21 protein-coding genes and 1 pseudogene are annotated in these 21709 nt (G+C 55.0%); 19 read left to right on the top strand and 3 right to left on the bottom strand.

Features of this window, described 5'->3' with window-relative positions; all coding sequences use genetic code 11:
• Positions 1 to 36: 36 nt before the first annotated feature.
• Complete coding sequence (locus tag GN278_14780) at positions 37 to 1209, bottom strand: putative C-S lyase (protein ID XAT61912.1); 1173 nt, start codon at positions 1207 to 1209, stop codon at positions 37 to 39.
• Between the two features lie 100 nt (positions 1210 to 1309).
• On the opposite strand from GN278_14780, the gene GN278_14775 reads away from it, so the two are divergent.
• The 3 genes from GN278_14775 to GN278_14765 are packed head-to-tail and all read left to right on the top strand — an operon-like array spanning position 1310 to position 3248.
• Positions 1310 to 1837 carry a peptide deformylase gene (locus GN278_14775; GenBank protein XAT61911.1) on the top strand — a complete coding sequence of 176 codons (528 nt, stop codon included), beginning with the start codon at positions 1310 to 1312 and terminating at the stop codon, positions 1835 to 1837.
• A 2-nt stretch (positions 1838 to 1839) separates the two neighbouring features.
• Entirely contained in the window at positions 1840 to 2334 is a 495-nt protein-coding gene (def, locus tag GN278_14770; GenBank protein XAT61910.1) for a peptide deformylase, read from the top strand.
• A complete protein-coding gene (locus GN278_14765) occupies positions 2331 to 3248 on the top strand; it encodes a methionyl-tRNA formyltransferase (protein XAT61909.1) in 918 nt (305 codons plus the stop codon). Before def ends, GN278_14765 begins: the two co-directional genes overlap by 4 nt.
• Before the next feature lie 3 nt (positions 3249 to 3251).
• On the opposite strand, the gene GN278_14760 is transcribed toward GN278_14765, so the two are convergent.
• Positions 3252 to 3425, bottom strand: a complete 174-nt coding sequence (locus GN278_14760) for a DUF1674 domain-containing protein (protein ID XAT61908.1) — start codon at positions 3423 to 3425, stop codon at positions 3252 to 3254.
• A 65-nt stretch (positions 3426 to 3490) separates the two neighbouring features.
• Between GN278_14760 and GN278_14755 the strand changes: the two genes are divergently transcribed.
• From GN278_14755 to GN278_14720, 8 genes are all read left to right on the top strand, one after another.
• The gene (locus GN278_14755; protein XAT61907.1) at positions 3491 to 4774 is read left to right on the top strand and encodes a methyltransferase domain-containing protein; all 1284 of its coding nucleotides are present in this window, start codon (positions 3491 to 3493) and stop codon (positions 4772 to 4774) included.
• An 87-nt stretch (positions 4775 to 4861) separates the two neighbouring features.
• A complete protein-coding gene (locus GN278_14750; GenBank protein ID XAT61906.1) occupies positions 4862 to 6607 on the top strand; it encodes a heparinase in 1746 nt (581 codons plus the stop codon).
• 23 nt (positions 6608 to 6630) lie between these two features.
• Positions 6631 to 8220 (top strand): bifunctional phosphoribosylaminoimidazolecarboxamide formyltransferase/IMP cyclohydrolase, encoded by a 1590-nt coding sequence (gene purH, locus GN278_14745; GenBank protein ID XAT61905.1) that lies wholly within the window; start codon positions 6631 to 6633, stop codon positions 8218 to 8220.
• Positions 8221 to 8223: 3 nt separating this feature from the next.
• Positions 8224 to 8706, top strand: coding sequence for a signal peptidase II (locus tag GN278_14740; GenBank protein ID XAT61904.1), 483 nt, complete (start codon positions 8224 to 8226; stop codon positions 8704 to 8706).
• A gap of 55 nt (positions 8707 to 8761) precedes the next feature.
• Positions 8762 to 8941, top strand: coding sequence for a hypothetical protein (locus GN278_14735; GenBank protein XAT61903.1), 180 nt, complete (start codon positions 8762 to 8764; stop codon positions 8939 to 8941).
• Between the two features lie 157 nt (positions 8942 to 9098).
• The gene (locus tag GN278_14730) at positions 9099 to 10445 is read left to right on the top strand and encodes an insulinase family protein (GenBank protein XAT61902.1); all 1347 of its coding nucleotides are present in this window, start codon (positions 9099 to 9101) and stop codon (positions 10443 to 10445) included.
• Positions 10445 to 11755, top strand: a complete 1311-nt coding sequence (locus tag GN278_14725) for an insulinase family protein (GenBank protein XAT61901.1) — start codon at positions 10445 to 10447, stop codon at positions 11753 to 11755. Before GN278_14730 ends, GN278_14725 begins: the two co-directional genes overlap by 1 nt.
• Before the next feature lie 101 nt (positions 11756 to 11856).
• The gene (locus GN278_14720) at positions 11857 to 12678 is read left to right on the top strand and encodes a (S)-ureidoglycine aminohydrolase (GenBank protein XAT61900.1); all 822 of its coding nucleotides are present in this window, start codon (positions 11857 to 11859) and stop codon (positions 12676 to 12678) included.
• 109 nt (positions 12679 to 12787) lie between these two features.
• Here GN278_14720 and GN278_14715 read toward each other — a convergent pair whose 3' ends face one another.
• Positions 12788 to 14440, bottom strand: a complete 1653-nt coding sequence (locus GN278_14715; GenBank protein XAT61899.1) for a DNA polymerase Y family protein — start codon at positions 14438 to 14440, stop codon at positions 12788 to 12790.
• 303 nt (positions 14441 to 14743) lie between these two features.
• Between GN278_14715 and GN278_14710 the strand changes: the two genes are divergently transcribed.
• The 8 genes and pseudogenes from GN278_14710 to GN278_14675 all read left to right on the top strand — a co-directional run bounded on the left by GN278_14710 (position 14744) and on the right by GN278_14675 (position 21693).
• Positions 14744 to 15175: a hypothetical protein gene (locus tag GN278_14710; GenBank protein ID XAT61898.1), complete on the top strand. Its 432-nt coding sequence runs from the start codon at positions 14744 to 14746 to the stop codon at positions 15173 to 15175.
• 112 nt (positions 15176 to 15287) lie between these two features.
• Positions 15288 to 15869, top strand: a complete 582-nt coding sequence (locus GN278_14705) for an ATP-dependent Clp protease proteolytic subunit (GenBank protein XAT61897.1) — start codon at positions 15288 to 15290, stop codon at positions 15867 to 15869.
• Positions 15866 to 16360: a GNAT family N-acetyltransferase gene (locus tag GN278_14700; protein XAT61896.1), complete on the top strand. Its 495-nt coding sequence runs from the start codon at positions 15866 to 15868 to the stop codon at positions 16358 to 16360. The genes GN278_14705 and GN278_14700 overlap by 4 nt, the downstream gene beginning before the upstream one ends.
• 109 nt (positions 16361 to 16469) lie before the next feature.
• A pseudogene (locus tag GN278_14695) lies at positions 16470 to 17489 on the top strand (rubrerythrin family protein).
• Positions 17490 to 17548: 59 nt separating this feature from the next.
• Positions 17549 to 18475 carry an AEC family transporter gene (locus tag GN278_14690; protein XAT62692.1) on the top strand — a complete coding sequence of 309 codons (927 nt, stop codon included), beginning with the start codon at positions 17549 to 17551 and terminating at the stop codon, positions 18473 to 18475.
• A gap of 135 nt (positions 18476 to 18610) precedes the next feature.
• Positions 18611 to 19444 (top strand): S-formylglutathione hydrolase, encoded by an 834-nt coding sequence (gene fghA / locus GN278_14685; protein XAT61895.1) that lies wholly within the window; start codon positions 18611 to 18613, stop codon positions 19442 to 19444.
• Positions 19445 to 19447: 3 nt separating this feature from the next.
• Positions 19448 to 20869: a Si-specific NAD(P)(+) transhydrogenase gene (locus GN278_14680; GenBank protein XAT61894.1), complete on the top strand. Its 1422-nt coding sequence runs from the start codon at positions 19448 to 19450 to the stop codon at positions 20867 to 20869.
• Between the two features lie 257 nt (positions 20870 to 21126).
• On the top strand, positions 21127 to 21693 hold the full coding sequence (locus GN278_14675; GenBank protein XAT62691.1) for an isochorismatase family protein: 567 nt from the start codon (positions 21127 to 21129) through the stop codon (positions 21691 to 21693).
• Positions 21694 to 21709: the final 16 nt, after the last annotated feature.

Below are 21709 nucleotides of genomic sequence, written 5' to 3'. Positions count from 1 at the left end.
CCAGCACAGCTTTTCATCAGGCAGAGATGGTGGGCTCTACTGAAGATCCCCAAAGGCCTGCGACAGCCGGTCAACCGCTGTTTGCACCTGACTGCGCGGCATGGCGAAATTAAACCGTAAAAATGCCTCGCCGCCATGACCAAAAGTTTCACCATGGTTGGCGGCCAGTTGGGCCTCTTGCTGCACCCGGCGTTTGACCTCATCCGGGCTCATGCCGGTGCCTGAAAAATCCACCCAAGCCAGATAGGTTGCCTCAAGCGGCGTGGATTTAATCCCCGGTAGCGCATTTACGGCCCTATCAAACAGCTGGCGGTTTCCCTCTAGATAGGCCATCAACCCATCGACCCATTCGGCCCCCTCGGAGCTATAGGCTGCCGCCGCCATCCTCAGCCCGAAATAATTCGGGCTCATTCCCAGCGCCGCCATACGTTTTTTAAACTTTGCCCGCAGTTTGCTATCGGGAATAATCACATTACCTACGTGGCTGCCAGCGATGTTAAAGGTTTTTGTGGTGGCAGACATGACTATTAATCGCTCGTTGACGCTGTCATCTGCGAGCGGAAAAACCGTATGCTTTTGGCCGGGGTAGACCAGATCATGATGGATTTCATCCGAGACGATAATCAGATCATGGCGGCGGGCAAAATCGCCAATGGCGCGCAGCTCGTCGGGGGTCCACACGCGCCCCCCCGGGTTATGCGGCGAGCTGAGGATAAGCATTTTTTCACCGCCCGTCATCATCGCATCATAGCGGTCAAAATCCAACGTATAGCGGCCATTCTCAACTGCCAGCGGACATTGGATTACCGGCCGGTCACTGGCGCTAAGAATGCGGAAAAACGAATGATAAATCGGGGTAAATAGCACCACACCATCGCCCGGATCGGTAAAGGTATCAACGCAGATCGCCGTGCCGTTGACCAGCCCATGGGTGGTGAAAATCCAACTGGGGTCGATGGACCAATTGTGCCGGTTCTGCATCCACCACACAATGGAATTAAGATAGGCGCTGTCATTTCCATGATAGCCGAAAATCCCATGCTCGGCCATTTGGCGAACCACGTTTTGCACGCATTCCGGCGGGCGAAAATCCATATCGGCAACCCACATGGAAATCCCGTCTTTCGCCGAAACACCGTAATATGCCTCCATATCATCCCATTTGACAGAGCGTGTTCCGTACCGGTTAATGACCTTGTCAAATTGCATGAAATCGCATCCTTTTCCTTACCGTCAGGCCAAACTACAGATTTCAAAACTCTGTGCAAGAGGCGTTGCAAAGGACGCCGCTTTGTCCTAGATCACCGCCATGATACGCCCTATTCTTATTCATCCCGATCCTCGGCTGAAAAAAGCCTGCGCCGCTGTTGGTGATCTAAGCGATGCACTGCGCCACTTGGCTGATGATATGCTGGACACCATGTATGATGCCCCCGGTGTGGGGTTGGCCGCACCGCAGATCGGCGTTTTAAGCCGCGTGATTGTACTGGATTGCGACAAGGAAGACGGCGTGCCGCCCAAGCCAGTGGTGATGTTTAATCCCGAGGTGGTGGCCAGCTCTGAGGAAACCAACGTCTATGAAGAGGGCTGTTTGTCCATTCCCGATCAATTTGCCGAAGTGACACGCCCGAAAGAGGTTGAAGTGCGCTGGATTGACCGCGATGGCAATGAACAGACCGCCGGTTTCGACGGGCTTTGGGCCACCTGCGTGCAACATGAAATCGATCATTTGAACGGCAAATTATTCATTGATCATATCGGTGCGCTCAAACGCCAAATGATCACCCGGAAAATGCAAAAGCTCAAACGTGAGCTGGCGCGCAAAAAGGACGCTTAGTTATGGCGGTGCGCCCGTTTTTGCGCTGGCCCGACCCACGGCTGCGCCAGCCCGCAGAGCCGGTCGGCGAAATCACAGATGACATTCGGGGTATTTGGGCCGATATGGTGGATACAATGGAGGCCATGCCGGGCGTGGGTTTGGCTGCGCCGCAAATCGGGGTGATGTTGCGCTTGGCGGTTGTAGATGCCTCAGATGAGCGAGGCAGAGCCGTTTTGATGGCTAATCCAGAACTTCTAAGCGGCTCAGCCGAGCAGCGCGAGCAAATTGAAGCCAGCCCAAATTTGCCGGGTGCAGGCGCGAAAATCAAGCGCCCCAAAACCGTTGTTGTGCGCTATTTGAATGCCCAAGGCGTGATTGACCGCAAAGAGTTTAGCGATCTTGCCGCCGCCTCTGTTCAGCATCAGATCGACCATCTTAATGGAAAGATGTATTTTGACAATCTGTCCAAACTGCGCCGCGATATGCTGCTGCGCAAAGCCCGGAAAACGTCATGAGAGTGGTGTTTATGGGCAGCCCCGATTTTGCGGTTCCGGCGCTTGAGGCGCTGGTGGACGCCGGGCATGAGGTAACCTGCGTTTATTGCCAGCCGCCGCGCCCTGCGGGCCGGGGCAAACGTGAACAGCCGACTGCCGTGCAGGCGCGTGCCACCGCGCTCGGCTTGCCACTGCGCCATCCTGCGGCGCTGTCCGCGGCCGATGACCAGCAAGAGTTTGCCGCGCTGGGCGCGGATGTGGCCGTGGTGGCCGCCTATGGTTTAATCCTGCCGCAGGCGGTTCTGGATGCACCGTGCTATGGGTGCATTAATATTCATGCATCGCTGTTGCCGCGCTGGCGCGGGGCAGCGCCCATCCACCGCGCGATTATGGCGGGGGACAGCGAAACCGGGGTGGCAATCATGCAGATGGAGGCGGGTCTTGATACCGGACCGGTTCTTTTGCGCGGGTCGCAGCCGATCACCGCTGCGGATACCACTGCAAGCCTGCACGATAAACTGGCCGCGCAGGGCGCGCAGCTGTTGATCCAAACCCTAAACTCTTTGGGCAGCCTTACGGCAACACCGCAGGACACGGTGGGTGTCACTTATGCGCAGAAAATCGACAAATCCGAGGCCAGGATCGACTGGTCGCGGCCTGCGGCCGAGGTTGACCGGCAAATTCGCGGGCTCTGCCCGTTTCCCGGCGCTTGGACGATGGCTCTGGGGGATCGGGTCAAATGTCTGGGCTCTGAGCTGGTTGAGGATGCAGGCACATCGGGACCTGCGGGGCAGGTCCTAAGTCCGGATTTAAAAATTGCCTGCGGTCAAGGCACGCTGCGGTTAACTCAGTTGCAGCGCGCGGGAAAATCGGCGCAAGACAGCGAGAGTTTTTTGCGCGGGTTTGCATTACCGGTTGGCACCGAGCTTGGCTAGGCGCTAAAAATCAATCGCAAGGCCATTTTTTTCCCAATCACCATAGCGGACGGGTTCGGGGCCATCGCGCCCGCCCAACTCTTTGGGCCGCGTGACCGCTTGCGCCGCTTTGCGCCGTTCTTCGGCTTCGGCAAGGGCCCGCTTAGCGGCCTCTGGCAGGTCTTTTTTCTCGCTCATGCGCTCTTTCCTCTTGCTCTTTGTCTTGATATACGCGGCCGTCTAGCCAAGGCAAGGATCAATCAATGCCGAAACCGCCCGAAACCGCCCGCGGCGGCGCTGTTCAGCTGCTAAATGCGGTTCTGATCGAGCGCCGTTTGATGGCCGAAATTATTGCCAGTGGTGTGCTGCAGGCCCTACCGCCCGGCGATCGCGCCCGCGCCCAACGACTGGCGGTTGAAACTCTACGCGGTCTTGAGCGCGTCGATCGTCTTTTATCGCGGCATCTGCGCAAAACCCCACCGGACAATGTGCGCAATATTCTGCGGCTGGCAGCGTATGAACTGTGCAGTGGCGGCGATCCGCATGGGGTGGTCAATGCGGCGGTGAATTTAGTGGCGGGGACAAAACGCGGCGGTCACCTAAAGGGGCTTGCCAATGCGGTGCTGCGTAAGGTTGCAGCCGATGGGCCGGCAGCTTACGGCGAGCTGCGGGTGCCGCATTTGCCCAAATGGCTGCGCAAACCGCTCCAAGCGGCTTATGGACCGCCCAAAGTGGCAGAGATAGAGCGGGCGCATTTTCAAACTCCGCCTGTGGATATCACGGTTAAAAACCCTGACAAGCTTGATCACTGGGCTGAAAAGCTTGGCGCCGAGGTGGTGCTTGGTGGATCGCTTCGCCTGTCTGCAGCAGGGCAGATATCTGCCTTGCCGGGGTATGATAGTGGCGCGTGGTGGGTTCAGGATGCGGCTGCGGCGCTTCCGGTTCGGCTTTTGGGCAATATTGCAGGGCTGTCCGCGCTTGATCTTTGTGCTGCCCCGGGGGGCAAAACCCTGCAATTGGCGGCCGCCGGCGCTGAGGTGCGCGCGATTGATATCTCGGCCACGCGGCTTGGGCGGATCGAGGAAAATCTGGCCCGCACCAAGCTTACGGCGCAGCTAGAGGTGCAAGACGCGCTGGAGTACCAAGGCGCAGACTATGATATCATCTTACTGGATGCGCCTTGCTCTGCCACTGGCACCATTCGCCGCCATCCTGACCTGCCCTATGCCAAAGATGGTAGTGAGTTTTTCGAACTGATAGAGCTGCAAAGCGGCATGATTGACCATGCGACCAGCTTGCTAAAGCCCGGTGGGCGCTTAGTCTTTTGCACCTGTTCCCTTTTGCCGGATGAGGGCGAGTGCCAAATCGAAGAGGCGCTTAAGCGGCATCCCGGTCTAAAAATTGATCCCAGCGCGTTCGAGGCAGGGTTTGTTGATTCGCAAATGAGGTCTGTCCCCGAAGGCTTGCGCCTGCGGCCGGATATGTTGCCAGAGCAAGGCGGCCTTGATGGATTTTTCATTTCGATTTTACGCTGGGATGGACAATAGGGGGATGATTGTGCCGTGACTCTCCAGTCCCGTTTGAATATAGTTTACGAGATACTCACAGGCCAGTTCTCGAGTAGGGCGGGGTGAATGGCACAAGCTAACAATCTATCGCAATTGTATTTGCAAGTGATGCACGGGCTGACGGCACGTGTGCTGCGGTTTTCGCGGCCTGAAACCGAGTTCAAAGTGGCGCCCGAGCCACGCTCGATTGGCAGCTATGCGCGCGGCAAACAGCTTTGTGCGGGAAATTTGATGTTTGCAGGTCATTTGGTTGAAGCCCCTGGCAAAGCGCCTTGGGATATTCCGGTGCGCGAACAGGAATTTCTTGATGAAGTGCATGGCTTTGGCTGGCTTGACGATCTGGCGGCAGTGGGCACCCCACAGGCGGGCAAGCTGGCTGCGGTATGGACCACGGATTGGATCAAGCGATATGGTGGAGGACGCGGCGCTGGCTGGGTGCCGGATTTAACCGGCCGGCGTCTTATTCGCTGGGTGCATCATGGCTTGATGTTGGTGCAGGACAAATCGCCCAAGGCGCGCGATGAATTTTTCCTCGCGCTTGGCCGGCAATCCATGTTTTTGGGGCGTCGGTGGTCCAAAGCGGCCCCTGGATTGCCGCGCTTTGAGGCTTTGTCAGGGCTGATTTATGCAGGTTTGGCGCTCAAGAATATGCAACATTACGTTGCCCCTGCAACCAGTGCGCTGGCGCGTGAATGTCGTACCCAGATTGATGCTTCGGGTGGTATTCTGACCCGAAACCCCGAAGAATTGCTTGAGGTGTTTACGCTGCTAACTTGGACCGTGACGGCGCTGCGTGATGCAGGTTGGACACCGGCGCCCGCGCATCTTGATGCCATTGACCGGATCGCCCCAACCCTGCGCAGCTTGCGTCATAGCGATGGTAGTCTGGCGCGGTTTCATGGTGGCGGCCGCGGCATTGAAGGCCGGCTTGACCATGCTTTGGTGCAATCGGGGAATAAAACAATTGAAAGCAATGCATTGGCAATGGGATATGCGCGGCTGTCTGCCGGGCGCACCAGTGTGATTATTGATGCTGCGCGGCCACCCTTTGGGCGGGCCTCGATTAATGCGCATGCTTCTAGTTTGGCCTTTGAGCTGTGCTCTGGTCGGCGGCCATTGATTGTCAATTGTGGATCAGGTGTCAGCTATGGCGCCGCCTGGCGGCGTGCGGGGCGGGCAACGCCATCGCATTCAACACTTTATATCGACGGGCTGTCCAGTGCCCGGCTGGGCCGCACCCTAAGCTATGGCGCGCGCGCGCGTGAGGCGTTGATCGATGGGCCTACCAAACTGCTGTGTGAAATCAAACAAATGGGTGATAAAATCCGATTTGAAGGCGGACACAATGGCTATGTGGCTCTCAATGGGCTGACCCATGTGCGCAAGCTTGAATTGTCGTCAGATGGCCGTGCGCTGGTTGCCGAAGATATATTGATGGCCATAGAGGACAAAGATAAGCGCGCCTTCAATAAAGCGTTTGAGACCTCAGAGCTTGCCGGTCTTGCCTATCAGGTACGCCTGCATCTGCATCCAGATGTAGATCCGCAAGTTGATCTGGGCGGCACTGCGGTTTCCTTGACGCTAAAAAGTGGTGAAATCTGGGTGCTCCGGTTTGATAGCAGCTGCCAGATTCAGCTTGAAAACAGTGTTTATCTGGAAAATGGCCGGCTGCACCCACGCGCGACAAAACAGATCGTTTTATCTCAGCGCGCAATAGAGTATGCATCGCGCATCAGCTGGTCCCTGTCCAAAGCGCATGACACCGCAGTCGCAGTGCGTGATGTGAATTTGGATGTGACAGCTGCCGGTTAACTAAAAAATGGACCCTATTACTGATGACTGATCTTTTCCCGCTGCGCCGTGCATTGCTTTCTGTTTCCGATAAAACTGGCCTTATTGATTTGGCCCAAGCGCTCAGCGCAAGCGGTGTTGAGATTCTGTCCACCGGTGGCAGTGCCAAGGCTTTACGTGACAGCGGCATAGAAGTGACGGATGTTGCTGCTGTTACCCAGTTTCCCGAAATGATGGATGGGCGTGTCAAAACCCTGCACCCCAAGGTGCATGGTGGCTTGCTGGCGCTGCGCGATAATCCCGATCATCAGGCCGCAATGGAGGCCCATGATATTGCCGGGATCGACCTTTTGGTGGTCAACCTTTACCCCTTTGAGCAAACAGTCGCTGGCGGCGGCGACTATGACAGCTGCGTTGAAAATATAGATATTGGCGGTCCAGCCATGATCCGGGCAGCCGCAAAAAACCACCGCTTTGTGACCACCGTGGTGGATGTCGAGGATTACGAGGCGCTTCTGGGCGAATTGGCGGCGCAGGATGGCCAGACCTCATATGCGTTCCGCCAGCAAATGGCGCAGCGCGCCTATGCACGCTGCGCGGCCTATGATGCGGCGGTTTCGGGCTGGATGGCACAGGCTTTGGGCAATAAATCCCCTAGGCGGCACAGTCAGGCGGGAAATTTGGCGCAGAGCCTGCGCTATGGCGAAAACCCGCATCAATCAGCGTCGTTTTATGTGGATGGCAACGCCCGCGCCGGGGTGGCCACAGCCATTCAGCATCAGGGCAAAGAGCTGTCGTATAACAATATCAATGACACCGATGCCGCTTTTGAGCTGGCTAGTGAATTTGACGCCGCTGGTGGACCAGCTTGCGTGATTGTCAAACACGCAAACCCCTGCGGTGTGGCGCGCGGCGAAAGCCTTGCAGCGGCCTATACTTCGGCATTTGATTGCGACCGCACCAGCGCTTTTGGCGGAATTATCGCCGTCAATCAAACCCTAGATAAAGCCACGGCTGAAGAGATTAGCAAAATCTTCACCGAGGTTGTGATTGCGCCGGACGCCACTGCCGAGGCAATCGCAGTTTTTGCCGCCAAGAAAAACCTTCGGCTGCTGACCACCGGCGGGATGGCCGATCCGCAGCAGCCCGGGGCAACCCTGCGGCAAGTGGCTGGTGGGTTTTTATTGCAGGACAAAGACACTGGCCATATCACCGAAGCTGACCTCACAGTGGTCAGCAAACGCGCGCCTAGCGCCCAAGAGCTGGCTGATATGTTGTTCGCGTGGCGGGTGACAAAGCATGTGAAATCCAATGCCATTGTTTATGCCAAAGAGGCGGCAACAGTGGGCATTGGAGCTGGCCAGATGAGCCGTGTCGACAGTTGCCGCATTGCGGCACGAAAAGCCGAAGATATGGCTGAAACACTAGGGCTAAGCGCGCCTTTGACCCAAGGCTCTGTAGTGGCGTCTGATGCGTTTTTTCCTTTCGCTGACGGGTTGATGACCGCTGCCGAAGCTGGCGCAACAGCCATAATCCAACCCGGCGGCTCAATGCGCGATGATGAGGTGATCGCCGCCGCCGATGCTGCCGGACTGGCAATGGTGTTCACCGGCATGCGTCATTTTAGGCATTAAGCTATGCATAGATTAACGCTTATCTCAACTCTTGCCGCCTTGCTGATTGACCAGATTAGCAAATATGTCGTGGTCTTTGGGATCGACCTCAGAAACCAATTTGAGCTTGAGGTTTTCCCACCCTATTTGAATTTCCGAATGGCATGGAATTATGGGGTAAACTTTGGTTTGTTTTCAGGCGACAGTGCCCTGCAGCGCTGGCTTTTAATCGGCTTCGCTGTGGTTGTCTCAGCAGCCATCGCCATTTGGCTTCGCCGCACGCCTCTGAGTAGGCTTGGGCTTATATCGGGCGGGCTTTTGATAGGCGGCGCGCTCAGCAATGCATTGGATCGTGCAATCTATGGTGCAGTGGCCGATTTTCTAAATATGTCATGCTGCGGATTGGATAATCCGTTTGCGTTTAACCTTGCAGATGTATCAATTTTCGCGGGCGCTATCGGGCTTATGTTTTTTTCTGATCCGCCCAAAGCGGCTGACACAAAATAGAGAGTGACCAATCGCAAAGATCGCTTTAAAGCTGATCTTAGGTGAGGGGGAAGGGATGCGTTTGCGGATGGTTTTATTTTTTATGGCCGTGGGCTTAGTGGGTGGATGCAGTGAAACGACTGCGGCGCTGTCAGGCTTCGGTAATGCAAATATATCGCCGCATGAGCGCAGTCTAATAAAGCAGGGCCCGCTGCGATTGCCTACCTCATTGGGCACGCTGCCGCCGCCTGAATAAACTCAAATATGGGCCGGCGGCGGCGTGTCAACCTTGATCTGAAGGCAAAACCATCAAAATCCTGAGCGATAATTGGCTTATCGGAGCAAGAAACCAACTGCGGTTGGTTGAAACCTTCTGGCAGCAAGATATCTTTGAGCCAAAGAGGAGGGGATTGATGAAAGTGTTTCGTTTCTGTCTGCCATGGATTGGTTTGCTGATTATCCCTTTGGCAGCCCCTGCTGACATCGCTGATCAGGTCACTGATTTTACGCTTGATAACGGACTTCAGGTGGTGGTGATCGAAGATCACCGTGCACCGGTGGTGGTGCATATGCTATGGTACCGAGCCGGATCTGCCGATGAAACTGCGGGGGTTTCAGGGATCGCACATTTTCTTGAACACTTGCTGTTTAAGCAGACCAAAACCCTTGAATCCGGTGAATTTTCCCGAGTGGTGGCCGAAAACGGCGGCAGCGATAACGCCTTTACCAGTAAGGACTTTACCGCCTATTTCCAGCGTGTTGCAGCAGATCGGCTTGATTTGATGATGCAGATGGAAGCGGACCGTATGGTCAACCTCGACCTCAGTGAAGAGGATATTGTGACCGAACGCGAAGTGATCATCGAAGAACGCAATCAACGTGTGGAAAACAGTCCCGGAGCGATGTTTCGCGAGCAAAGCACCGCCGCGCTCTTTCTCAATCACCGCTATGGAGTGCCAGTGATCGGATGGCGGCACGAAATGGAAAAGCTAAACCTCGGCGATGCGCTTGATTTTTACCGGCAGTATTATGCACCCAACAATGCGGTGCTGGTTGTGGCCGGTGATGTGCTGCCCGATGACGTGCGCCAATTGGCAGAAAAAAATTACGGGCCCTTGTCCGCTAATCCGGACCTAAGCCCGCGCGCCCGCCCGCAAGAGCCGCCGCAAATCGCGGCGCGGCGACTGACGTACCGCGATGAAAGAGTAGCGCAGCCCTATATGACGCGCAGCTATCTGGCCCCCGAGCGCGACCCGGGGGATCAAAGCACTGCCGCAGCGCTCACCCTTCTGGCGGAAATTTTGGGGGGCGGGCAGACGTCTGTGCTGACGCAAAAATTGCAATTTGAGACGTCAACTGCGGTATATGCTGCAGCCTTTTATGACGGGTTATCGCTTGATGACAGCAGTTTCGGATTTGCAGTTGTCCCTTCAGCAGACGTCACATTGCAAGCCGCTGAAGAGGCGCTTGATCAGGCGCTGGCAGAGTTTTTTGAAGCCGGCGTTGATCTTGAGCAGCTTAAGCGGATCAAAACCCAGTTTGCAGCCTCGGATATTTATGCCCGGGATAATGTCCAAGGGCTGGCCAATAGTTATGGGGCGGCGCTGACCTCAGGGCTTGGGCTGAGCGATATTCACGCCTGGCCTGATATCATTCAGGCGGTCACAGCCAAAGATATTATGGCGGCCGCGAAAGATATTTTACGCGATGCGGGCTCGGTCACCGGTTGGCTGATGAAACCAGAAGAGGAGATGCAGTGATGCGGGGAATTTTTAGCGCTGTTGTCGCAATCTTCATCGGCCTATGGGCCGCGCCGCTCTGGGCGGCAAATGCCGTGCAAACCCTCACCACCCCGTCGGGCATAAATGCTTGGTTGGTTGAAGACCACAACATTCCTTTTGTGGCACTCGAGCTGCATTTTCGCGGTGGCTCGGCTCTTGAACCTTTGGCAAAACGCGGTGTGACGCAGCTGATGACCGGCTTGTTGGAAGAAGGCTCGGGTGAGATGGACGCGCAGGCTTTCGCTGCCGCGAAAGAGGGCTTGGCGGTATCCTTTGGTTACCGCGCCTATCAAGATGTGCTGGGGATATCCGCGCGGTTTCTTACGGCCAATCGTGCGCGGTCTGTTGCCCTATTGCGGCAATCCCTGATCGCGCCCCGATTTGACGAGGATGCAATTGAACGGGTGCGGGCGCAGATGTTGACTGGAATTCGGGCGCAGACAAAAGACCCAAATGATCTGGTGGGCAAAGCCTTTGACGCCGAAGCTTACGGCGGTCATCCCTATGGCAGCGACGATCTTGGAACCACTGAGACCGTATCAGCGCTGCGCCGCGATGATATCGTCTCCAGCCATCGCAACACGCTGGTCCGTGGGCGGGTCGTTGTTTCAGCGGTGGGTGACATTACGGCAGAAGAGCTTTCGACTTTGATCGAAAATCTGCTTGGTGATTTGCCGCCAAACAGTGATCTGCCGCTGCTAGAGCCGGCAACGATCGGATTGCAGACAGGGATACAGGTGATCGACTTTCCAACGCCGCAGTCCGTGGCGCTGTTTGGGCACTCTGGCATTGACCGTGATGATCCAGATTTCTTTGCGGCTTATATTCTTAACTATATTTTTGGCGGCAACGGGTTTGAAAGCCGTCTGATGCGCGAGTTGCGCGAAACCCGCGGTCTGACCTATGGGGTAAATACTTATCTGGTCACCGCGGATTATGCCAATCTCTATCTTGGACAATTTGCATCAGCCAATGAACGGGTGGCTGAAGCGATAGACGTACTTAAGGCAGAATGGGCTAAAATCGCGCGTGATGGCATCACCGAAAAAGAGCTGACGCGCGCAAAAACCTATCTTACCGGTGCTTATCCACTACGCTTTGATGGCAACGCAAAGATTGCGCGTATCTTGGCCGGGATGCAGCTGCAGGGTTTGGATCCCAGCTATATAGCTAATCGCAACGGTAAAATTGAAGCAGTAAGCCTGTCGGAGGCCAATCGCGTGGCAGCGCGGCTGTTTCAGCCAGAGAGGCTGCGCATCATGGTGATCGGCACGCCGCAGGGACTTTAGATGATTTTCAAAATTTACAAGCGATTGTTTAAGTTACTCGTGGCTTTTTCTTTTGCCCAGTCCCGCGTTAGCTTAGCAATCTAAACTAGAAAGGCCCCTAGATGTCTCATCCCCCCGATTACAGTCCGCACGGCGGCCTGCCGCCACAAACGCAATTGCTTACTGATCGTGCAGTCTTTACAGAGTCGTATGTAGTGATCCCGCGGGGAACAAACCGAGACATTGTCACCAGTTTTTTGCCGTTTTGGACGGGGATGCGGATGTGGGTTCTGGCCCGCCCGCTCTCTGGTTTTACAGAAACCTTCAGCCATTACATGGTTGAGTTGATGCCCGATGGTGGCAGTGAGCGGCCTGAAACAGATCCCTCTGCACAGTCTGTCCTGTTTGTTGTTGAAGGGGTGTTAAGCCTGATCATAGAGGGCGCTGAGCATCACCTGCGCCCGGGCAGCTATGCCTACCTGCCGGCTGGTTGCAAGTGGGAAATACACAGCCAAGGCGAAGGGCGCGCTTTGTTTCACTGGATTAGAAAGGCGTATTGCGCGGTGGATGGAATTGTACAACCGACCGCCTTCGTTGTTCATGAGAGCGACCAAACCCCCATTGCAATGCCCGACACCGATGGGGCCTGGACGACAACCCGCTTTGTCGATCCGCAAGACCTGCGCCATGATATGCATGTCAATATTGTCACGCTGCGGCCCGGAGCTGTGATCCCTTTTGCTGAAACCCATGTAATGGAGCACGGACTTTATATCTTGCAGGGCAAAGCGGTCTACCGTCTCAATCAGGACTGGGTTGAGGTCGAGGCTGGCGATTACCTCTGGCTGCGCGCCTTTTGTCCGCAAGCATGCTATGCTGGTGGGCCCGGACCGTTTCGATATTTGCTTTACAAAGATGTTAACCGTCATATGGCACTTGGCTGAGTCTAGATTTTTTCTTTGTTCAAATACTCAAATTAAAGCGGCGTTTTGGCTTGTTGACCTTGTGGTTGTCAAAGTGAGTATTTAGGCAAAGAAAAAATGTAAGTGCGGGTCAGGCAAAGCTGCCATGGCAAAACCAGCCGCCAGATATAGCCGCGCCATGGGCAAAGAACAGCCAAAGCTTATCGCCCTCGGCGCAGGTCACTTGCCAATAGTCGCGCACGCCGCTGCGCCAGTTGGGATCTTCTAGCCACCATTCGGGCGCAATGCGCTCGGGGCCGTGATACGCGATTGCGGTCATTGGGCGGCCGCGCCAGCGAAACAGGCTGGGAAGCTGCATTTTTTGAAGGTCGTTTATCGGCTCTGGTCGCCATAAAACCACGGGTCGCTTGAGGCGGGATTTGGCCCAGCTTTTAGCGGGCTCGGACCAGGCTGCCGCAAGCGTTTGGTGGCTTTTTTCGGGGATATAGCTATTGGCTGGATGGTGGCGGGTGATCCGCTCTAACCCAATCCTGGCCCCGATCCGCCCGATCAGATCTGCTATCAGATGCGGGTTTTCCTTTTGCTGCTGGGTGTGCTGCCCTGCACCAAGGTGGCCCGTGAGCACGGTGCTGTGCAGCGCTTCGGTGCGGGTGGCTTCAAGCCGCAGAAGATCAATGCCAAAGCCGGCTTCGAGATTGTCTAGTTTCATCATCAGGATCGGCCAGATCCGCTCTGGGGTATCGCTAGGGCGTGCCAGACCAATTTCGATGCTATCCATGGTGGCATCGCTGCGAAAGGCTTCCAGCCGAATGTTCCGGGCCCCTTGGGACTGTGCTTTCAAGTGCTGGCACAAACGTGGCAAAAGCCGATCGAGGGCGGCAATGATATCATCGCGCAGTCCGATCGGGTCTGGCAGGCTGAGCCGCACTGCAAAGCAGGTTGGTGCGCGCAGCGGGCAAATCGGCTCATGGGTGCTTCCCAAAGCCTGATCTAAGCGTTGCACCAGGGCCTTGCCAAACCTGCGCGCCAGCGCCGCGCGCGGCTGGCCGCTAAGCTCACCAATGTGCCGCAACCCTAAGCGGTTCAGGGTTGCCGTTAAGGCCGGAGTGATCCGCAATGCGGCCACCGGCAGTTCGCGCAGGGCGCTGTGGGCGCTGCCGACAGGGGCGATATGGTGGGTGTTGGCCGCTCTATCACCACCCTCTGACCACATATCTGGGGGCTGGCCGTAGCGTTTGGCAGCGCGTGAGCGGGTCGCGCGAGCCTCTTGATCAATGGCATCCCCACTGCGGTCAGGTGGCGCGCTGCCTTTGCCATAATGGGCCAAAGCCCAAGCCGCGCCTTTGGTGTCCGCCAGTCCTATATGTGTGCTCAACCCAAGCGCATTACAATCAGTGGTGAGCTGCCCTATCAGGGCTTGTTCGCCGCCAAAAAGATGTGCGCACCCGGTGATATCCAGCATTAGGCTGTTGGGGTCTTCTAGTGCCACCCAAGGGCTGAATTTCCCCGCCCAGCGACCAAGGGTGCGTAAAAATTGCCGTTCAGCATGCGGGTTGCGCCGCCGAGTGCGTAGGGAGGGGCACATGGCTTGTGCATCGCGCAGCGGTTGGCCACGTTGTAGCCCCATCGTGCTGGCCGCCGTGCACAGCGACCATAAAACCTGCCGTTGGGCATCATCCTGAACCACTGCAAAAGGGGCCTCAGTGGTTTGGCGCTCAAGGCGCAAAAGGCGCTCTGCTCCAAGACGGGGAAACCAGATACACATAATACGGCGATGGGGCATTTTACACTCGGCAAAAGAAATGTTCTTACTTTGTTCTTTTAATGTTTTTATCACAGCGAGTCGAGCGTAATTCCAAGAGGATTTGAAGACCTTTGAAATCGAACGGCCGCGCCGCGCATTGGCACGCTAAGAAGCCCTAGTAATAAGTGGTCGGACTTCCGCATATTCCGAAAACCTATTTTATGTATTCAAAAAATAGCGTGCGCGGCTACAGGTGCGTTCAGGCTTTCCTTCTGCTCAATTGTTCCTATATTTATTGAACCGACCAAAGATCACCAACGCTCAGCCCAACGGGAGCCAGTTATGAAAAAAATTCTGCTGACCTTTGCCCTTATGTTTTTGGCTACGCTGTCTTTTGCGCATGCCAACGTCACCTCTGAGGTGGTGAAAGCCAGGATGATCCTGATGACGGATTTCAAAGCTCCGCTGTCTTTGATTTCGCGCATGGCGCGCGGCAGTTTGGACTTTGATGCCGAAGATGCCGCCGAGGCCAAAATGGTTTTGCTTGCTCTTGCGCAAGATGTACCAGAGAAATTCACTGAAAATGTGACCGAAACAGCGTCAGGCGCTGCACCGGAAATCTGGACGAATTGGGATGATTTTCTGGCCAAATCAGAGGCTTTTACCGCAGCGGTGCAATCTCTTGATACAGGCTCTCCCGACGGGCTTGGCGCCGGCCTTGCCGCAATTGGTGCTGGCTGTAAATCCTGTCATCGGATGTATCGGACCAAATAGTTTTCTATATAAGTCTATTGGCCAGTAGGGATGTTTCTACTGGTCGCCCAAGTTTGACAACCCCTCATATCTGCCGCAGACTATCGACCGGTGTCAAAGGAAGGGATTGCAAATGACAGACAAACAAAAAGGGTCCAAGGACAACCAATCAAACAATGTTCTAGAGGCCCGGTTTTTTCAAAGCCGCACAGTGATTGTGGCCGGAGAAATCAACCATCTTTTGGCGCAGCGGGTGGTCAAACAGCTACTGGCACTGGCCGAAGATGGCGATGCACCGATCAACCTTATCATTAGTTCGCCCGGCGGGCATGTCGAATCGGGTGACATGGTGCATGATATGATCCAGTTTATTCGCCCCAAGGTACGCACCATTGGCAGCGGCTGGGTGGCAAGTGCGGGTGCGCTGATCTTTGTGGGCGCGGCGCTCAAAGACCGCTATTGTCTACCCAATACCCGGTTCTTGCTGCACCAGCCAAGCGGGGGTATCGGCGGGCAGGCCTCGGATATGGAAATTCAGGCTGAACAAATCCGCCAGATGCGCGACCGTTTCGAAGATATTTTTGCCGCTGCAACAGGTCAAAGCAAAGCCCGAATTGCCCAAGATACCCAACGCGATTTCTGGCTCACCACTGAGGCGGCACTGGACTATGGTCTGGTGCATCAGGTGATCCGGTCTGTCGATCAACTCACATGAACGGTGCCCTAACGCTGCGCCCGGCCAACCTACAGGATGGCGCAGCCCTCTGGGCCATATTGCAGCCCGCGTTTCACGCCGGCGACAGCTATGCAGTGGACCGCGATATCAGCAAAAGCGCAGCTCTGCACTATTGGACCGGAGAGGGTAAAACCGCCTATCTTGCGATGCGTCTGGATCAGGCTGTGGGCAGCTATTACATGCGCCCCAATTACCCTGGCGGCGGCGCGCATGTGTGCAATTGCGGCTTTGTCACGCACCCCCAGTCCCGCGGTCAGGGCATCGCCCGAACCATGCTTGAACATGCGCTCAAGACCGCCAAATCTGCCGGCTATAGCGCTATGCAGTTTAACTTTGTGCTGGCCAGCAATGCTGGGGCCATTCACCTGTGGCAAAGCTGTGGCTTTGCCGAGGTGGGCCGCCTGCCGCAGGCGTTTCAGCATCCGGCGCTTGGGCTCATAGACGCGCTGGTTATGCATCGCCAGCTTTAAACTGATAGGCTTGGTTAAACCGGGCCGTGATGGCTGCCAGAGGCCTTGACAGGCGGCGCTCTATAAAACCACGATAAGATATATTTTGATCGGGGAACAGATGTGATTTATTACCCACCGGCGCCTATTCAGCACCCTCTCCGAGCAGGAAATTCTCACCTTGGCAATCTCGTCAGAAGAAGAGGATAGCCGTATTTTTGGCAGCTTTGCAGCGCATTTGCGCGCCGCGTATCCAGCAAGCGCGGTGGTGTTTAATGGCATGGCTGCAAAAGAGCGCAGTCACGGTCAGAAATTGATTGATCTGCATATCCGCCGCTTTGGGGATCATATCCCGCTGCTGCGCCGCGATCATGTGGCTGGCTATTATGATTGAAAACCAATTTGGTTAATGCAAAACCTTTCCCTTGAATGCATCCGCGCCGAAGCCGCTGCAATGAAGCAACGCGCAGAGCGGTTTTATCTGGCCGCGGCGCAGCGCTGCTCAGATGCGGCAACCCGGCGGTTACTGGCCGATTTAGCGGACAGCGAAGCGGCGCATCATGCCGCCGCGCTGCCTCTTGAAAACACGCATCTGACCGGCGCGCATGCAAGCGGCGAAGACATGCCTGCCAGACGCCAGTTTATCCTCACTTGCATACAGCCGGCGCTGGCCGGTCTGATAGATAGGTCGGTTTCCACCCTGGCGCGTATTTTTGCCGCCGCTTTTGCCACCCAAAGCAGCGAAGCAACGTTTCTGGTCGACCTTGCCGCCTCGTTTGGTGCGGGAATATCTATGGGCTTTACCGAAGCGGCCTCCGATGATGGGGCAATCTGAGGTCGCGGCTCGCCGATAAAACGCGGTCTGGCGGCCGGGGTGATTACAATAATCGGCGGCTTGGGCCATGCCCTGCCGTATTTTATCGCAGATATTCAAACTACAAACAGCACTGCCTTTATTGTGGTATTTTTGGAACTTTGGGTCATTGCCTGGGTTCAGAACCGCTATATGGAAACACCATTTTTCCGCGCGGCATTGCAAGTTGTTCAGGGCGGCGCGCTGGTGTTTGCCACTGGGCTACTTATTGGCAACCATCAGGCTTTTCTTTTGCTCAAATACTCAAAAACCAATCTGCCGGCCGCGGCCGGATAAACTTGGCTTATGCCATGATTTCAATTGACCTTGCACGGCCACCTGATAAGCCTAAAATTATGATCGCTATTTTCTTCAAAACCATCCCATTTTTTGCCATAATCGGGCTGGGGTATTTCGCTGTGCGGCGCGGCATGTTCACAGCCGAAGCCACCGCTTATCTGACCAAATTCGTGTTTTACTTTGCCCTGTCGGCCATGCTTTTCCGGTTTTCATCTAGCTTGTCTTTGGGCGCGCTTCTGCAGTGGAACTTTATCTTTGCCTACCTGCTGGCCACCGGGTCAATTTATCTGATGGCGATCAGCTTTGCGCTGCTACGGCGCGTGCCGCTGGCCGAAGCGGCGGTCGAAGCGCAATGCGGGGTGATTGGCAATGTTGGCTTTTTGGGCATCCCGATGCTGGCCATGCTTTTGGGCCCCGAGGCTGTGGGCTATGTAATGCTGGTTCTGGCAGTTGATCTGATTGTCTTTAGCTCGCTGATTGTGATTTTCATCGAAGCCTCTCGCGATGGTAGGATGCGGCTGGCAACCCTGCGCACAGTGTTTATCGGCCTGCTCAAAAACCCCATGATTGTGTCAATTTCACTTGGACTTTTTTGGTCGGCGGCAAAATTGCCGATGCCTGATCCGCTCAGTGAGTTTGTGATTTTACTGGGCGCTGCGGCCTGCCCCGGGGCGCTGTTTGCCATTGGCGCCTCGCTGGCTGGTAAATCCGCTGAGCGGGCGCAGTTCGCAATTTGGCTGTCGGTGGTCAAACTGGTGGTGCACCCGGCTGCAGTTGCTGCCAGTGCGCTGTTGCTGTTTGCGGTTGAACCCTATGCGGCCTCGGTGATGATTGCGGCGGCGGCCCTGCCGGTGGCTGGCAATATCTATATTCTGGCGCAGCACTACAATGTTGCCCCGCAGCGGGTCTCAGCCTCAATTTTAATGTCCACGCTGGGAAGTATCGTAACCGTTTCATTGGTGATGAGCTGGCTGCTGGCGTAGGCGGGTGCATTGGGCATGGCTTCTTGGGGGTGGACCCAGTGACCTATCCAACCAGTAATATGTCGCGAATGGCTCTTGTGGGGTGCAGGGCTTTTGCGCTAGCCACAACAGACGTTTGGCAAAAGGAACATAGCAGTGGAAACCATTTCAGAAAACAAATGTTTTGGCGGTGTGCAGGGGGTCTACCAACACCGCTCAGAGCGGTGCAATTGCAATATGACCTTTGGGCTATTTCTGCCGCAAGAGGTCAATGAAGGTCCGGTTCCGCTGCTTTGGTATTTATCAGGCCTGACATGCACCCATGAAAATGCGATGGTGAAAGCCGGGGCACAGGCATGGGCGGCCGAGCAGGGCATTGCCTTGGTTTTTCCCGACACCTCGCCGCGCGGTGAAGGTGTGGCCGATGATGAGGCCTATGATTTAGGGCAGGGCGCGGGATTTTATGTCAATGCCACCCAAAGCCCCTGGGCGCCGCACTATCAAATGTGGGATTACATTGCCGATGAGCTGCCCGCGTTGCTGTTTGAAAACTTCGCGCTTGATCCTGCGCGGCAATCCATCAGTGGCCATTCCATGGGCGGGCATGGCGCCTTGACCCTGGCAATGGGCTTGCCTGGCCGGTTTCGCTCGGTGTCGGCCTTTGCACCGATCTGCAACCCGACTGCAACGGAGTGGGGCCGCAAGCAGCTCACTGCCTATCTGGGTTCGGACGAAAGCCGTTGGCAGCCGTATGATGCCGCGCAACTGATGGAAAAGCAGGGATTTGATGGCCCGTTGATGATTGATACCGGAACCAAAGATCAATTTGGCGCCCTTTTGGGCACCGAGGCTATGGCGCGGGCCGTGGCTGCGCGGCGGCAACCTGCGGTTTTGCGTTTGCAGCCGGGCTATGACCACAGTTACTTTTTTGTCGCCAGCTTTATGGATGACCATATCGCGTTTCACGCCGAAGCGCTCTATAAAGACTAGATCATGGCACATTATGACCTCATAATCGTCGGGTCTGGTCCCTCTGGCCGCGCAGCGGCTATTCAGGCGGGCAAGTTAAAGCGCAAAGTGCTGGTGGTGGATCGCAACGACCGCTTGGGCGGGGTATCGGTCCATACGGGAACCATTCCGTCAAAAACCCTGCGCGAAACCGTGCTTAACCTTAGCGGATGGCGCGAGCGCAGCTTTTACGGGCGCTCTTACCGGGTCAAGGATGAAATCCGCGCTAACGATCTTAAATCGCGGCTGCATAAAACGCTCGATTATCAGGTCGATGTGCTTGAGCATCAGTTTAACCGAAACCATGTGGATACATTGCTGGGTGCGGCGCGTTTTATGGGCGACAACCAGCTTGAAGTGGCCACCAAGGCGGGTAAGAAAACCAAAGTCACCGGCGATAAATTCCTTATAGCAACCGGCACCCGCACGTTTCGCCCCGACTGGGTGCCGTTCAACAGGAGCAGCGTTGTTGACAGCGATGAGTTTTTGCAAATGGCGCAAATTCCGCGCAGCCTGATCGTGGTTGGCGCCGGTGTGATCGGGGTGGAATATGCCACCATGTTTTCCGCGCTGGATGTGCGGGTCACTCTGATTGAACCGCGCCAGACCTTTCTTGATTTTATCGACCGCCGTACTATCGACGAGTTTTCCCATCAGATCCGCGAAAATGGCGTTGATCTGCGGCTGGGATCGGAAATCGACAGTGTTGAGGCCTGTCCCGACCATGTCGAGGTCGCCTTGAAAAACCGCCGCCATGTGCGCGCGGAAATGCTGCTTTTTGCAGCCGGTCGTTTGGGTGCGACCTCGCATCTCAATCTCAAAGCGGTGGGGCTTGAAACTGACCACCGCGGCCGGATCGAAGTTGACCGCAAAACCTATCAAACCGCAGTGCCGCATATTTATGCCACCGGCGATGTGATCGGTCATCCGTCGCTGGCCTCGACATCGCTGCAGCAGGGCCGGATTGCCGCCTGCCATGCGCTGGACACGCCCACCTTGAAGGAAAGCCCATGGTTTCCCTACGGGATTTATTCAGTGCCGGAAATATCCACCTGCGGCATGTCGGAAGAGGAAATCCAGCGCCGCGGCATTCCCTATGAAGTGGGTATCGGCCGGTTTCGCGAAACCTCGCGCGGGCATATTATGGGGCTTGAACATGGCATGGTGAAAATGCTGGTCAGCCTTAAAACCCGCCGCCTGCTGGGGGTGCAGATTGTGGGCGAAGGCGCCACCGAGCTTATTCATATTGCCCAGGCGGTGCTGAACCTCAAAGGCACTGTGGATTATTTCGTCGAAAACACCTTTAATTATCCGACTTTGGCCGAAGCCTATAAAATTGCCGGACTGGATGCCTTTAACCGCATGCCAATTCCCGACGCGTTCAAAGTGCAAAAGCCGCAAAGCTGACAAGACGTAAAGTTAATTGAAAAAATATGCGCACAATTTCCCACGGTTGACAGACATCATGAGTTTTACTACCTAAGAGTGATAAATTTTATGTTTTTTGGGGGGGGGTGAAGACTGAGGCTGAATTTACGGAATACTTCGTTTATTTTTTGTTCGATAGTCGCATCTAAGGTGCATTTCACACCTTAATTCATAGAAAGTTCATAGGCGGTTTTCTTTTGAGTGCTGCACCACTTTGTGGGAATAAAGAGTTTAGAATGCAATTATTGAACCAAAACCCTGTCCTAATTTGTATTGATTTACAACAAGGCTTTTTAGAAGAGGACAGTTGGGGCGGAAATAGAAATAATAAAACCGCCGAGGAAGTTTCGTCAAAAATTATAGCTAGATGGCGAGAAATGGACGAGGAAATCATCCATGTCCGTCATAGTTCTACGAACGCAGAGTCAAAACTTCATCAAAGTTCAAGTGGATTTAATTTCAATCCGCTGTGTCAGCCAATCGAAGGGGAAACCATCTTAACCAAGTCAGTGAATAGTTGCTTCATTGGGACATCACTGAAAGAAATATTGGATGCGCGCGACTGCGAAACACTTGTCATTATTGGTTTAACAACGGATCATTGTGTATCAACAACGACAAGAATGGCATCAAATTATGGATACAAGTGTTATCTGATTTCGGATGCAACCGCTACCTTTAATAGAATCGGCGTAAATGGTGAAACTTATCATTCTGAGTTGGTACATTTAACCGCACTTGCAAGTTTGAAAGACGAGTTTGCAACAATCTTATCCTGTGATGACCTAATGAAATTGCTATGATTTTGTTGGAAAATTT

This window comes from Rhodobacteraceae bacterium Araon29 (assembly GCA_039640505.1).
Taxonomy (GTDB): domain Bacteria; phylum Pseudomonadota; class Alphaproteobacteria; order Rhodobacterales; family Rhodobacteraceae; genus CABZJG01.
Note: the sequence above shows the minus strand (reverse complement) of the source record. Positions and strands in the feature narration are given on the sequence as shown.

Bases quoted from the DNA above. Each gene is read 5' to 3' on its own strand.
- GN278_14735 (XAT61903.1), top strand. From the start codon at position 8,762: ATGCGTTTGCGGATGGTTTTATTTTTTATGGCCGTGGGCTTAGTGGGT.
- GN278_14710 (XAT61898.1), top strand. From the start codon at position 14,744: ATGAAAAAAATTCTGCTGACCTTTGCCCTTATGTTTTTGGCTACGCTG.
- GN278_14715 (XAT61899.1), bottom strand. From the start codon at position 14,440: ATGCCCCATCGCCGTATTATGTGTATCTGGTTTCCCCGTCTTGGAGCA.
- GN278_14780 (XAT61912.1), bottom strand. From the start codon at position 1,209: ATGCAATTTGACAAGGTCATTAACCGGTACGGAACACGCTCTGTCAAA.
- GN278_14705 (XAT61897.1), top strand. From the start codon at position 15,288: ATGACAGACAAACAAAAAGGGTCCAAGGACAACCAATCAAACAATGTT.
- def (XAT61910.1), top strand. From the start codon at position 1,840: ATGGCGGTGCGCCCGTTTTTGCGCTGGCCCGACCCACGGCTGCGCCAG.
- GN278_14740 (XAT61904.1), top strand. From the start codon at position 8,224: ATGCATAGATTAACGCTTATCTCAACTCTTGCCGCCTTGCTGATTGAC.
- GN278_14755 (XAT61907.1), top strand. From the start codon at position 3,491: ATGCCGAAACCGCCCGAAACCGCCCGCGGCGGCGCTGTTCAGCTGCTA.
- GN278_14730 (XAT61902.1), top strand. From the start codon at position 9,099: ATGAAAGTGTTTCGTTTCTGTCTGCCATGGATTGGTTTGCTGATTATC.
- GN278_14690 (XAT62692.1), top strand. From the start codon at position 17,549: ATGATCGCTATTTTCTTCAAAACCATCCCATTTTTTGCCATAATCGGG.
- GN278_14680 (XAT61894.1), top strand. From the start codon at position 19,448: ATGGCACATTATGACCTCATAATCGTCGGGTCTGGTCCCTCTGGCCGC.
- GN278_14725 (XAT61901.1), top strand. From the start codon at position 10,445: ATGCGGGGAATTTTTAGCGCTGTTGTCGCAATCTTCATCGGCCTATGG.
- purH (XAT61905.1), top strand. From the start codon at position 6,631: ATGACTGATCTTTTCCCGCTGCGCCGTGCATTGCTTTCTGTTTCCGAT.
- GN278_14750 (XAT61906.1), top strand. From the start codon at position 4,862: ATGGCACAAGCTAACAATCTATCGCAATTGTATTTGCAAGTGATGCAC.
- GN278_14720 (XAT61900.1), top strand. From the start codon at position 11,857: ATGTCTCATCCCCCCGATTACAGTCCGCACGGCGGCCTGCCGCCACAA.
- GN278_14760 (XAT61908.1), bottom strand. From the start codon at position 3,425: ATGAGCGAGAAAAAAGACCTGCCAGAGGCCGCTAAGCGGGCCCTTGCC.
- GN278_14675 (XAT62691.1), top strand. From the start codon at position 21,127: ATGCAATTATTGAACCAAAACCCTGTCCTAATTTGTATTGATTTACAA.
- GN278_14775 (XAT61911.1), top strand. From the start codon at position 1,310: ATGATACGCCCTATTCTTATTCATCCCGATCCTCGGCTGAAAAAAGCC.
- GN278_14700 (XAT61896.1), top strand. From the start codon at position 15,866: ATGAACGGTGCCCTAACGCTGCGCCCGGCCAACCTACAGGATGGCGCA.
- GN278_14765 (XAT61909.1), top strand. From the start codon at position 2,331: ATGAGAGTGGTGTTTATGGGCAGCCCCGATTTTGCGGTTCCGGCGCTT.